At 67.7% G+C, this 11235-nt stretch carries 11 protein-coding genes; 3 read left to right on the top strand and 8 right to left on the bottom strand.

The features are described from left to right. The first annotated feature begins 79 nt into the window (after positions 1 to 79). Entirely contained in the window at positions 80 to 1666 is a 1587-nt protein-coding gene (locus tag ACP153_RS02210) for a bifunctional metallophosphatase/5'-nucleotidase (protein ID WP_424969340.1), read from the top strand. A 67-nt stretch (positions 1667 to 1733) separates the two neighbouring features. On the opposite strand, the gene ACP153_RS02205 is transcribed toward ACP153_RS02210, so the two are convergent. Then, positions 1734 to 4058 carry a DEAD/DEAH box helicase gene (locus ACP153_RS02205; protein WP_424969339.1) on the bottom strand — a complete coding sequence of 775 codons (2325 nt, stop codon included), beginning with the start codon at positions 4056 to 4058 and terminating at the stop codon, positions 1734 to 1736. Between the two features lie 159 nt (positions 4059 to 4217). On the opposite strand from ACP153_RS02205, the gene ACP153_RS02200 reads away from it, so the two are divergent. Both ACP153_RS02200 and ACP153_RS02195 read left to right on the top strand, forming a co-directional pair. Beyond that, a complete protein-coding gene (locus ACP153_RS02200) occupies positions 4218 to 4883 on the top strand; it encodes an SOS response-associated peptidase (protein WP_424969338.1) in 666 nt (221 codons plus the stop codon). A gap of 142 nt (positions 4884 to 5025) precedes the next feature. After that, positions 5026 to 5658, top strand: coding sequence for a trimeric intracellular cation channel family protein (locus ACP153_RS02195; RefSeq protein WP_424969337.1), 633 nt, complete (start codon positions 5026 to 5028; stop codon positions 5656 to 5658). A gap of 66 nt (positions 5659 to 5724) precedes the next feature. On the opposite strand, the gene ACP153_RS02190 is transcribed toward ACP153_RS02195, so the two are convergent. The 7 genes from ACP153_RS02190 to ACP153_RS02160 all read right to left on the bottom strand — a co-directional run bounded on the left by ACP153_RS02190 (position 5725) and on the right by ACP153_RS02160 (position 11234). Further along, positions 5725 to 6450 carry an ABC transporter permease gene (locus ACP153_RS02190; protein ID WP_424969336.1) on the bottom strand — a complete coding sequence of 242 codons (726 nt, stop codon included), beginning with the start codon at positions 6448 to 6450 and terminating at the stop codon, positions 5725 to 5727. Then, the gene (locus ACP153_RS02185) at positions 6447 to 7178 is read right to left on the bottom strand and encodes an ABC transporter ATP-binding protein (RefSeq protein ID WP_424969335.1); all 732 of its coding nucleotides are present in this window, start codon (positions 7176 to 7178) and stop codon (positions 6447 to 6449) included. The genes ACP153_RS02190 and ACP153_RS02185 overlap by 4 nt, the downstream gene beginning before the upstream one ends. Then, entirely contained in the window at positions 7175 to 7846 is a 672-nt protein-coding gene (gene tenA / locus ACP153_RS02180; protein WP_424969334.1) for a thiaminase II, read from the bottom strand. Before tenA ends, ACP153_RS02185 begins: the two co-directional genes overlap by 4 nt. Continuing rightward, entirely contained in the window at positions 7843 to 8778 is a 936-nt protein-coding gene (locus ACP153_RS02175; RefSeq protein WP_424969333.1) for an ABC transporter substrate-binding protein, read from the bottom strand. Before ACP153_RS02175 ends, tenA begins: the two co-directional genes overlap by 4 nt. Next, positions 8775 to 9740, bottom strand: coding sequence for a HesA/MoeB/ThiF family protein (locus tag ACP153_RS02170; protein ID WP_424969332.1), 966 nt, complete (start codon positions 9738 to 9740; stop codon positions 8775 to 8777). The genes ACP153_RS02175 and ACP153_RS02170 overlap by 4 nt, the downstream gene beginning before the upstream one ends. 103 nt (positions 9741 to 9843) lie before the next feature. After that, entirely contained in the window at positions 9844 to 10443 is a 600-nt protein-coding gene (locus ACP153_RS02165; RefSeq protein WP_424969331.1) for a thiamine phosphate synthase, read from the bottom strand. Next, positions 10440 to 11234, bottom strand: a complete 795-nt coding sequence (locus tag ACP153_RS02160; RefSeq protein ID WP_424969330.1) for a thiazole synthase — start codon at positions 11232 to 11234, stop codon at positions 10440 to 10442. Before ACP153_RS02160 ends, ACP153_RS02165 begins: the two co-directional genes overlap by 4 nt. Position 11235: the final 1 nt, after the last annotated feature.

Genomic DNA, 11235 nt, shown 5'->3' with positions numbered 1-11235 from the left:
CGAACCTGTCGTAAGGATCGCTTTGACACCCCCTGCGGAGTGGTTAACCTGCCCTCAGTCATAACAGGGGGTAGACACAATGATGTCTCGGATTCTTACCTCGGCGGCGGCGCTCGCGCTGACCACCGGGATGGCGGCGGCGGAATACACGTTGCATGTCATCCACATCAACGACCTGCACAGCCGGATCGAGTCGATCAACCGCTTTGACAGCACCTGCAACGCCGAGGGCGAGGCCGAGGGCAAGTGCTTTGGCGGCGTGGCGCGCGTGGCCACCAAGATCAACGAGCTGCGCGATCAGATCACTGCCGAGGGCGGCAATGTGGTCGTGCTCGACGCGGGCGACCAGTTCCAGGGCTCGCTGATGTACACGACCTACAAGGGCGCGGTTGAGGCCGAGTTCATGGAGGCGATCGGCTTTGACGTCATGGCCGTGGGCAACCACGAGTTTGATGACGGCCCGATCAAGCTGTCGGAGTTCATCGACAAGGTCAGCTTCCCGGTGATCTCAGGCAATCTCGACCTGACCGCCGAGGATCTCCTGAAGGACAAGGTGAGCAACCATGTGGTGCTCGAAGTGGGTGGCGAGAAGATCGGCATCGTTTCGGCGCTGGCCACGGACACGGTTGAGACCTCCTCGCCGGGCCCGAATGTGGTCTTCCAGAACGAGATCGAAGCCCTGAGCCAGGATGTGGCGACGCTCGAGGCGGAGGGTGTGACCAAGATCATCGCCCTGACCCATGTAGGTCTGCCCAAGGATCTGGCGATTGCCGAGGCGGTCGAGGGGCTCGACGCGGTTGTGGGCGGGCATTCCCACACCCTGCTGAGCAACTCGGCGGAGCGCGCCTCTGGTCCGTACCCGACCATGGTCGGCGACACGCCGGTGGTGCAGGCCTATGCCTACTCGAAATATGTCGGCCATCTGGTCCTGACCTTTGACGATGCGGGTAATGTGACCTCGGCCACGGGCGACACCATTGTGCTCGACGCTTCCGTGACCCCGGATGAGGCGATTGTCGCGCGGGTGGCCGAACTGGCCGGCCCGATCGAAGAGCTGAAGGCCCGTCCGGTTTCCGAGGCGGCCGAGGCGATCGAAGGCGACCGCTCGGTCTGCCGGGCCATGGAATGCCCCATGGGCAATCTCGTGGCGGATGCCATGCTCGCGCGCGTGGCCGATCAGGGCGTGACCATCGCCTTCCAGAACGGCGGCGGTCTGCGCGCCTCCATCGATGCGGGCGAGATCACCATGGGCGAGGTGCTGACGGTGCTGCCCTTCCAGAACACGCTCTCGACCTTCGAGGCGACAGGCCAGATGCTGGTCGATGCGCTGGAGAACGGTGTGAGCAAGGTTGAGGAAGGCGCCGGTCGCTTCCCGCAGGTCGCAGGCATGAAGTTCACTTGGGATCCGGCCTCCGAGCCCGGCAGCCGCGTCTCTGATGTGATGGTTGCCGAAGGGGGCGCGTTCGTCGCGATTGACCCGGCGAAGACCTATCTCGTGGTCACCAACAACTATGTCCGCAATGGCGGCGATGGCTATGGCATGTTCGCGGGCGACGACAAGAACGCCTATGACTTTGGCCCGGATCTGGCCGATGTAACGGCGGAATTCCTCGCCGCTGGCGGGGCGTACCAGCCTTACACGGATGGCCGCATCAGCTCCAAGTAAGCTGCGGTTCCAGAACAAGAAAAGGCGCCTCGCGGGGCGCCTTTTTTGCTTGGTAGGTTTTGGGGGCTCAGGATTTCGGTCCGCGCCGTTTGGGCACAGCGTTGCCGCCCTTGCCCGCAAAGGTCTTGCGACCCGGACCACCGGGACCCCCCTTGCCGCCGCGACGCACGGGTTTGCCATCGGGGCCGAGCTTCTGGGACGGATCACTGGCTGCCTTGAAGCGGCGCGGTGCCTCGCCTCTTGGGCTGTCTTTCGGACCGCCCTTGCCGCCCTTGAACGGGCCGCCGGGTTTGCCGGGCCCACGGGGCGGACGGCCCGCGCCATCGCGATCCCGGCCATTCTCCTTGTCGCGGAACGCGGGCTTGCCGCCCGGTTTGCCCGAAGGCTTGCCACCGGGTTTATGACCGGACGCACTACCGGGCTTGCCAAAGGGTTTGCCGCCCTTGGCCCGATCCGGGCGGTCGCCGTCGCGGGCGCGCTTCTCGTAAGGCGCTTTGCCGGGGCCGCCCTTGGGCGTGGGTGCATTCCCCTTATGGCGAGGTTTCCGCTCGGGCCGCGCGTCTGCCCCCTCCGCCGCGGGGGGCGACGCAGGGCGATCCTCGCTCCGGGGCTTCGGCCCCCGTCGCTCGGGACTGTCGCCATAGGGTTTGCGCGGCGGCTTGCCATGGGACTTGCGGTCCTCGCGCGGCGGGCGCGGGCTGGGGCGCGGCCCCGGGCCTTTGCCGCGGCCCGGATGTCCCTCGCGTGGCTTGCGCTGCATGCCCGACCCGTCCCGCTGGGACAGATCCGGCGCGCCGCTCATCCGCGTCAGCACGGCCTCGTCTTCGAGTTTCACCGAGGCCCCGTCACCCTGCAGCGTGTCCGGCACCGCGGTCTCGAGGATCTCGACAAAGGTTTCGGTCTGCTGGATGCGGATCGCTCCAATCTCTTCGCGGTCAAACCCGCCCACGCGGCACAGAAGCGGCAGGATCCAGCGCGGCTCAGCACGGCTGTTGCGCCCGACCGAAAGGGTGAACCACACGCTCGGCCCGAACGGCGCGCGCGGCGCAGGGGCGGCATCGCCCGCACTGATATCCTCGGGCGCCGACCGTTGCGTCGCGCCGGCGCGCAGAACCGCTGCTGCGAGCTGTGTCGGCGTAAACCGCTCCACCATGCGCGCGATCATGTCCGCTTCGGTTTCGGGGATCTCCGCTTCCCAGGCTGGATCCTCCATCAGGCGCGCCTCATCCTGGGCGCGGACCTCATCGGCGCTGGGCGGGGCGACCCAATCCGGCGTGACCTTGGCCCATTTCAGGAGCCGCTCTGCCTTCTTGCGGAACCGCACCGGTACGATCATCGCGCTGACGCCCTTGCGCCCGGCGCGCCCGGTCCTGCCCGAGCGGTGCAGTAGGGTATCCGAGCTTGTCGGCAGCTCCGCATGGACCACCAGTTCGAGATTGGGCAGGTCGATCCCACGTGCGGCCACATCCGTGGCCACGCAGACCCGCGCGCGCCCGTCCCGCATCGCCTGCAGGGCATGGGTCCGCTCCGATTGGGTCAACTCGCCCGACAGGGCCACGACCTGGAACCCCCGGTTCGAGAAGCGCGTGGTGAGCCGGTTCACCATGGCCCGCGTGTTGCAGAACACGATGGCGTTGGCCGCCTCGTAGTAGCGCAACACATTGATGATCGCGTTTTCCTCGTCGCGCGGCCCGACCACCATTGCGCGATAGGCGATGTCCGCATGCTGCCGCGTCTCAGCCCGGGTCGTGATCCGCTGCGCGTTGCGCTGATAAAGCTGCGCGAGGCTGGCGATGGCGGGGGGCACAGTCGCCGAGAAGAGGAGCGTGCGCCGGTCCTCGGGTGCCGCACCAAGGATGAATTCCAGATCCTCGCGGAAGCCCAGATCGAGCATCTCGTCCGCTTCGTCCAGCACCACGGCCCGCACCGCGCTCAGATCGAGATTGCCGCGCTCGATGTGATCGCGCAGCCGCCCCGGGGTCGCGACCACCACGTGGGCCCCGCGCGCCAGTGCGCGCCGCTCGTCCCGCGCATCCATCCCGCCGACGCAGGAGGTCAAGACCGCGCCTGCTTTGCCATAGAGCCAGGTGAGCTCGCGCCGCACCTGCATCGCCAGCTCCCTTGTCGGCGCGATCACGAGGCCCAGGGGCGCGTCCGGTTTGCCAAATTCTTCGGCTTCGCCAAGCAGCGTCGGCGCGATGGCCAGCCCGAAGGCCACGGTCTTGCCCGACCCGGTCTGGGCCGAGACCAGCAGGTCCGCCTCCGTCAGCTCCGGGTCCGAGACCGCGATCTGCACAGGCGTCAGCGTGTCATAGCCCTTTTCGTCCAGCGCCTGCGCAATCGGGCTGGGCAAAGGGGGCAGGGGCGGTGTCTGGCTTTGGTCACTCGGCACGGGGTCAGCTTTCAGCAGAAGGGGCGGCGCCTCTCCCCAAGCGCCCGATGGAACCCGCTGCGTCTAGAAGCTTTGTCGCGCGCCGTCTAGGGGCAACCGCGGGGCGGGCCTGCGGCATGGCGGCTGTACCTCAGCCGGGTCGCGCGCTAGCCTCGGCCCATGTGCGGACGCTTTGCCATCACCCTGCCCACCGACGCCATGGCGCGGCTCTTTGCGGCAACGCCTGCCAATGACCTGCCGGAGGCGGTGCGCTACAACATCTGTCCCACGAACCCGGTGGCCGTGGTGACCTCGGACGCGGGCGCGCGACACCTTCGGCCCATGCGCTGGGGGTTTCTGCCCCACTGGTACAAGACGCCGACCGCCGGTCCGCTTCTGATCAATGCGCGGGCCGAGACCATCGCCGAGAAACCGGCCTTTCGCGCCGCCTGCCGTGCCCGGCGTTGCCTGATCCCGGCCACGGGGTTTTATGAATGGACCAAGACCGAAGCGGGCGCGCGTCTGCCCTGGTATATCCACCGGCGCGACGGTGCGCCCATCGCCTTTGCAGGCGTCTGGCAGGCCTGGGAGGCGCAGGATCAGGCCTTCGTCACCTGCGCCATCGTGACGACCCGCGCAAACCAGCCCATGTCAAAGATCCACCACCGGATGCCGGTGAGCCTGCCACCCGAAGATTGGCCCCTCTGGCTTGGGGAGGCGGGCAAGGGGGCCGCGCGTCTGATGGAGCCCGCCCCGGACGAGACCTTCGCCTTTCACAGAGTCGATCCGGCGGTGAATTCCAACCGGGCGGCGGGCCCCGCGCTGATCGCGCCTGTCGAGGCCTAGGGTGACCAGGAAACCCGTTTGACCCCAAAGGGTTTCGCGCGGATCATGATGCAAAAGCGCAGGGGGAGGAATTGCGAATGTCGGACATCGAGGCGGGGCGGCTGGCTCGGCTTTCTGAGAGCACCACCCCCAAAGTCCCCCCATGCTCCTGACCTCCCTCGGCCCCATCGTCTTTGCGCTGACCGTGTTGGCCACCGGCGTCATGGCGGCATCGGCGGCGATCCAGGGCGCGCGCCAGGGGTTCGACCCGTTCGGTGCGACGGTGCTCGCCATCGTCACGGCCGTGGGCGGCGGCACGTTACGCGATATCCTGATCGGGCGTTTCCCGGTCTTCTGGATCAACGACCTGACCTATCTCGCCACCGCGATCCCCGTCGCTCTCCTGACCTTTCTCGCGGCGCGCCGCATGCGGGCCGGGGGCGGGCGGCGGCTCCGGCTGCTCCTCTATCTCGATGCCGTTGGTCTCGCACTCTTCACCCTTGTCGGCGTTCAAATCGCCCTGGGCGCGGGCCTCTCGCCGGTGATCGCGGTGATCCTCGGCTGCACGACTGGCGTGGCGGGCGGCATGATCCGCGACGTGCTCTGCGGGTTGCAACCCTCGATCCTGAAGGAGGATCTCTACGCCACCATCTCCCTCGGCGGAGGCACGGTCTTCGTCATCTGGCGCGAAGCCCTTAGCCCGGAAACCGGCCTGATGACCGCCTTTGCCCTCATGACCGCCGCGCGGTTCTTCGTGGTCTGGCGCACGCGCCCCAAGGACGAACCACTGGCCTGAGGGCGCGACCCTCAATCTTAAGTCTTCAAATATCCTCGCCGAAGGCTCCCGCACCCACCGCAAACGCTACCGGGCGAGGTGACGCGCCGCCCGATCCGCCAGTACATAGAGCAAGACCGACATCACCCCGAGCGTCAGCATCGCCGCGAACATCAGGTCGGTCTTGGCGCGGCCATTGGCCAAGAGCATCAGGTAGCCGAGCCCTTGGGAGGAGCCGACCCATTCCCCGATCACCGCCCCAATCGGCGCATAGACCGCCGCCAGCTTCAGCCCCGAGCCCAGACTGGGCAGGGCATTGGGCACCTGGATCCGCCACAGGACCGCGACCCGACTCGCGCCCATGGTCTGCGCCAGATCGAGATACCCCTTGGGCACCCGCATCAACCCGTCGAAAAATGCAGAGGTGATGGGAAAGAAGATGATCAGCACGGCCATGGCGACTTTCGAGCCCAAGCCATAGCCGAGCCAGAGGGTCAGGATCGGTGCCAGCGCAAAGACCGGCAGGGCCTGGGAAAACACCAGCAAGGGCCGGATCAGCACCCGGGCCGCCGGGCTCATGGCGAGGCTGAGCGCCGTGAAGATCCCGAGCCCCCCGCCGATCAACAGCCCCAGCGCGACCTCCGTCAGGGTCACCAGCGCATGCTCCCCGATCAGGGCGCGGCTCTCCCACCAGGTGCTCCAGACCCGCGCGGGGCCGGGCAGGATGAACGACGGCAGCCCGGTCAGGCTCACCACCGACTGCCATAGGGCCAGCAGGAACAGGGTCGCGGCGAGGGCGTGGCCGAGCTTCATGCCGCATCCTCCCGCAACCGCCGCAAGAGCGCGCCTTGCATGGCCAGCGTCTCCGGGTCGTCCACCGAGCGTGGCACCGCGCCCGACGGGGGTGGCACCGTGGTCAACCCGTTGGGCCCCAGCACCTCGATCCCATGGCCGAGCCGTGCCGCTTCGCCGGGATCGTGCGTCACCAGCAGCACCGTCCGCCCGGCCAAAAGCTCCACCGCGAGATCCTGCATCTCGGAGCGTGTCCGGGCATCAAGGGCGGAGAAGGGCTCATCGAGCAGGATGACTGGCCGATCCTCCATCAGCGTCCGGGCGAGGGCGGCCCTCTGCCGCTGCCCGCCCGAGAGCGCATCGGGCCGCTTCTCGGCATGCTCGGCGAGCCCCACCCGCTCCAAGAGCCGCAGAGCGCGCGCCCGGTCGGGCCGTGTCCCACGCAGCCGCGCCCCGAGGCAGAGATTGTCGATCACCTTGCTCCAGGGCAGCAGTAGGTCGCTCTGGGCCATATAGGCCACGCGCCCGGCCAAGGGCGCGCCATCCTGCGCTGTGATCTGGCCGTCAAACGTCACATGGGCGTCGAGCCCGGCGATCATGCGCAGAATGGTGGACTTGCCCGCCCCGGACGCGCCCAGAAGGCAGGTCCAGCGCCCGGCCTCCAGCGTCAGGTCGAGCCCGCGAAACAGCAGGCCTGCCCCGCTCCGCGCATCGCCTTTGATGCGGATGGCGGGGGCAGGATCCGTCATTCGGGCGCAAGCCCCATATCCCAGAACCCGACCTCAAGCGTCGTTGCCTGGGCAAACCGCGTGCCGAGCTGGGCAAAGCGTGGCAGGTCCTTGTAATCCGGACCAAGCCGGTGGGTCAGGGCGCCATCGATCAGGGTGCCAACGCTCTCGCAGATCCCCTGATACTCCGCGCCGCCATAGGTCGCGATCCAGTCCGCATAGTCCGGCGCGTGATCCTGCGCCAGCCGCTGGCCGATCTCACCATAGCCCAATACGCAGGGGGCCAGAGCCGCGAGCAGATCGAGGAAATCGCCGGAATACCCGGCCTCCAGCACATAGCGCGTATAGGCCATGTTGCCGGGGGCCTCGGGGGTCGCCCGCAACTCCGCTTCCGAAATCCCGGCCGCGCCACAGATCTCCACATGGAGGCCCATCTCGTGATGCAGGAGCCCATGCACGGTGGCCGCTGCCGCCTCCATCTCGTCCAGCGTATCGGCCTTGGCAATCGCTAGGCCCCAGGCCCGGCTGAAGTGCTTCAGGAAAACGTAATCCTGGGCGAGATAATGCAGGAAGGCCGCGCGCGGCAGGGAGCCGTCGCGCAACCCCTCGACAAAGGCATGGCGTGTGTAGGCGTCCCAGTCCGGGGACGCCGCACGCCAGAGGCCGAAGGCCGCGCCGTAACCGCTCATTGCGCGGTCACATCCACGGCGATCTCGGCCACCGGGTTCACGCTGTCGGTCAGACCGGACTCCTTGAGGAATTCCTCGAACCGCGCATAGCGGCCCTCGTCCAGCGCGGCCGGGCGCAGGGCAAAGCGGGGCAGGGTGTCTTCCCAGGCCATGGCGTTCAGCCGGTCATTCAGCTCGGGCGAGGTGCCGGAGAAGATCTCCCACGCGTCCTCGGGGTGGTTCACGATGTACTGGGTCGCCTTTTCGACCGCGCCGAGGAACCGCGCGATCTTGTCCGCATCCATGGTCTCGGAATGGGCCACATAGATCAGCTCATCATGGGGCGGCACGCCCTCTTCCTCGATATAGATGCAATTCCCGGCGATGCCTTCGATCTCCATCTGGTTGAGCTCGAAATTCCGGTAGGCGCCGATTACCGCGTCCACCTGCCCGGACATGAGCGAGGGGGAGAGCGAGAAGTTCACATTCACCAGCTCGACCTCTTCAAAGGCCACGCCGTATTTGCCGAGCACCGCACGCAGGAGCGCTTCTTCGACACCGGCCACCGAGAAGCCGATCTTGCCGCCCTTGAGGTCTGCGGGGGTCTTGATCGGGCCGTCTTCCAGGGTCAGCAGGCAGTTGAGCGGGGTCGCCACCAGCGTGCCCACGCGCAGCAGGGGCAGGCCCTCATGAACCTGCAGATGGGTCTGGGCCTGATAGCTCACGGCCATGTCGCCCTGACCGGCCGCCACCAGTTTCGGCGGGGCCGAGGGATCTGCCGGGGCGATGACTTCGACCTCAAGCCCGGCTTCGGCGAAATAGCCGCGCTCCTCGGCGAGGATGATCGGCCCGTGATTGGGGTTCACGAACCAGTCGAGCAGCAGGGTCATCTTGTCGGCGGCAAGCGCCGGGGTTGCCGTGCTCAGAGCCGCAGCGAGCGCCAGATATTTCATGTGGGTGTCTCCTGTTGGGGATCGGCCGCGAGGACAATCTCGCCGGGCCAGGTGTCAGAAAGGGTGGTGCCCGCGCGCCAGGCCCGCAGGCCGGAGGTGCAGGCGAGAACGGTGCGATGCCCCGGGCGCAGATCCGCCGGGGTCGGGGCCGCGATGCGACGGGCATGGGCGGCGACCGGGCGCGGGGCCTCGGCCTCGGGACGCAGCTCGATCACCGTGTCCTCGGGGGTGATCTGGCTGGGCGCGATGAAGGGCAGGGCGCGGTCGGGCTCAGGGGCGTCGTCAAAACGAAAGCTGCCCACGCGCCAGGCGCCGGTGTCGAGGGTTACGACCTGCCCGAGCGGCGAAGGGGCGAGCCCCAGCAGCACGCTCAGCGCCATCTGCGCCTGCAGCGACCCGAGCGCGCCCACCACCGGGCCGAAGACGCCCGCCGTGGCACAAGACGCCGCGCTATCGGGCGGTTCCGGGAAGAGCGCGCGCAAGGTGGGTGCGCTGCCGCAGCAGCCTGCAACATAGCCCGCCGCGCCGAGGACGGAGGCTGTGATCAAGGGCGTGGCCCCGCAAAGATCCGACGCGCTGTAGCTCGCCGCATAGCTGTCCGCGCAATCCAGTACGATATCCGCCTCGGCGATCGCCGCCGGGCCGGTCTTGGGCGTAAACGTCTCCGTCACGGCGCTGACATGACAGTCTGGATTGAGCGCGCGCAGGCGTGCGGCGGCAACCTTGGCCTTTGGCGCGCCGATATCGTCCACTGTGAACAGGGTCTGACGATGCAGATTGCTCGGGCTGACCCGGTCCGCATCCATCACCGTGATCCGCCCCAACCCCGCGCCCGCAAGGTAGCTCAGCACCGGCGCGCCGAGCCCGCCTGCGCCGATCACCAGGGCATGGGCGTCGGCAAGCTTTGCTTGCCCCGCCACGCCAACCTGGGGCAGCTGCATCTGACGGGCGTAGCGGGTCATGGGGTCAGGTCCTGCAGAGCACGGCTCGCTATCCCGCGGGTCCGCGCCGCGCGCATGCGGGCGGCGCCTCGGGGCTTGGCATGGCGCTGGACCAGACGTGGGATCATCCCAGCGCCTCCAGCCAGGTGCGTACCCGGCCTTCGGGATCCTCGTTCAAGGTGATATCCGTCACCGCGGAAACCACATCCGCTCCAGCCTCCAGCGCGAGCTTGCCCCGCTCCGGCGTCATGCCGCCAATGGCAATGAGCGGCAGATCCCCGATCCGCGCGCGCCAGTCGGTAAGCTTCTCGAGCCCTTGCTGCTCCCATTTCATTTTCTTCAGGATCGTCGGGTAGATCGGCCCGAGCGCCACGTAATCCGGCTCACAAGCCAGCGCCCGATCGAGCTCCGCCTCGTCATGGGTCGACAGGCCCAGCTTGATCCCGGCGGCCTTGATCGCGGCCAGATCGGCGGTATCCAGATCCTCCTGCCCCAGATGCACCCAGTCGCAGCCCTCGGCGATGGCGATCTGCCAATGGTCATTCACCACCAGCGTGCAGCCATGCTCGCCACACAGGCCTTTGGCCGCCCGGATCTCGGCCCGCACCACCTCGGGCGGTTGGTCCTTGATCCGGAGCTGCACCAGCTTGATCCCGAGGGGCAGGAGCCGGATCAACCACTCGGCCCGGTCGAAGATCGGATAGAAGGGATGCAAACCGCTCATGACAAAAACGCCTGTCCGATGACGGGGGTCGAGGGGGCGGCCATGTCGCGCGCCTCCATCGGGTCAGCCGCGCGGGCCAGGGCCCCAGCCTCGGTCGCGCGGGCCATGGCCACGGCCATCGCGACGGGATCGCCCGCCTTGGCCACCGCGGTATTCAACAGAACCGCGTCATAGCCCATCTCCATGGCCGCCGCCGCGTGGGAGGGCAGGCCGATCCCGGCATCCACGACCATCGGCACCTCAGGAAACCGCGCCCGCAGGGTCCGCAGCCCGTAGGGGTTGTTCAGCCCCAGCCCGGTGCCGATCGGCGCGCCCCAGGGCATGAGCACCTCGGCGCCTGCGGCAAGCAGTTTCTCGGCCACCACCAGATCCTCGGTGCAGTAGGGAAAGACCTTGAAGCCGTCCTCCGTGAGGATCCGTGTCGCCTCCACCAGCTCGAACACATCCGGCTGCAGCGTGTCTGTATTGCCGATCACTTCCAGCTTGATCCAGTCCGTCGCAAAGACCTCGCGGGCCATCTGAGCGGTGGTGATCGCCTCGCGCGCGGAATGGCATCCGGCGGTGTTGGGCAGCACGGCGACGCCAAGGTCGCGGATCATCGCCCAAAATGTCTGGCCCGCGCCGCCCGCGCCCTCACGGCGCAGAGACACGGTCGCCACTCCTGCGCCGGACGCGCGGAACGCCTCCGCAAGGATGGCAGGCGAAGGGTATTGCGCCGTGCCCAGCATCAGGGGGTGGGCGAGCGCCGTGCCATAGAATGGCTTGGTGGTCGGTGTCGGCGTATCGGGCATG

Source organism: Dinoroseobacter sp. S76, from assembly GCF_049801095.1.
GTDB lineage: Bacteria > Pseudomonadota > Alphaproteobacteria > Rhodobacterales > Rhodobacteraceae > Dinoroseobacter.
The sequence above is the reverse complement of the archived record's forward strand: the minus strand, read 5'-3'. Positions and strand labels throughout refer to the sequence as shown.

Coding starts and splice junctions, on each gene's coding strand:
- ACP153_RS02160 (WP_424969330.1), bottom strand. CDS start 11,234: ATGCCCGATACGCCGACACCGACCACCAAGCCATTCTATGGCACGGCG.
- ACP153_RS02175 (WP_424969333.1), bottom strand. CDS start 8,778: ATGAAATATCTGGCGCTCGCTGCGGCTCTGAGCACGGCAACCCCGGCG.
- ACP153_RS02200 (WP_424969338.1), top strand. CDS start 4,218: ATGTGCGGACGCTTTGCCATCACCCTGCCCACCGACGCCATGGCGCGG.
- ACP153_RS02185 (WP_424969335.1), bottom strand. CDS start 7,178: ATGACGGATCCTGCCCCCGCCATCCGCATCAAAGGCGATGCGCGGAGC.
- ACP153_RS02195 (WP_424969337.1), top strand. CDS start 5,026: ATGCTCCTGACCTCCCTCGGCCCCATCGTCTTTGCGCTGACCGTGTTG.
- ACP153_RS02165 (WP_424969331.1), bottom strand. CDS start 10,443: ATGAGCGGTTTGCATCCCTTCTATCCGATCTTCGACCGGGCCGAGTGG.
- ACP153_RS02190 (WP_424969336.1), bottom strand. CDS start 6,450: ATGAAGCTCGGCCACGCCCTCGCCGCGACCCTGTTCCTGCTGGCCCTA.
- tenA (WP_424969334.1), bottom strand. CDS start 7,846: ATGAGCGGTTACGGCGCGGCCTTCGGCCTCTGGCGTGCGGCGTCCCCG.
- ACP153_RS02170 (WP_424969332.1), bottom strand. CDS start 9,740: ATGACCCGCTACGCCCGTCAGATGCAGCTGCCCCAGGTTGGCGTGGCG.
- ACP153_RS02210 (WP_424969340.1), top strand. CDS start 80: ATGATGTCTCGGATTCTTACCTCGGCGGCGGCGCTCGCGCTGACCACC.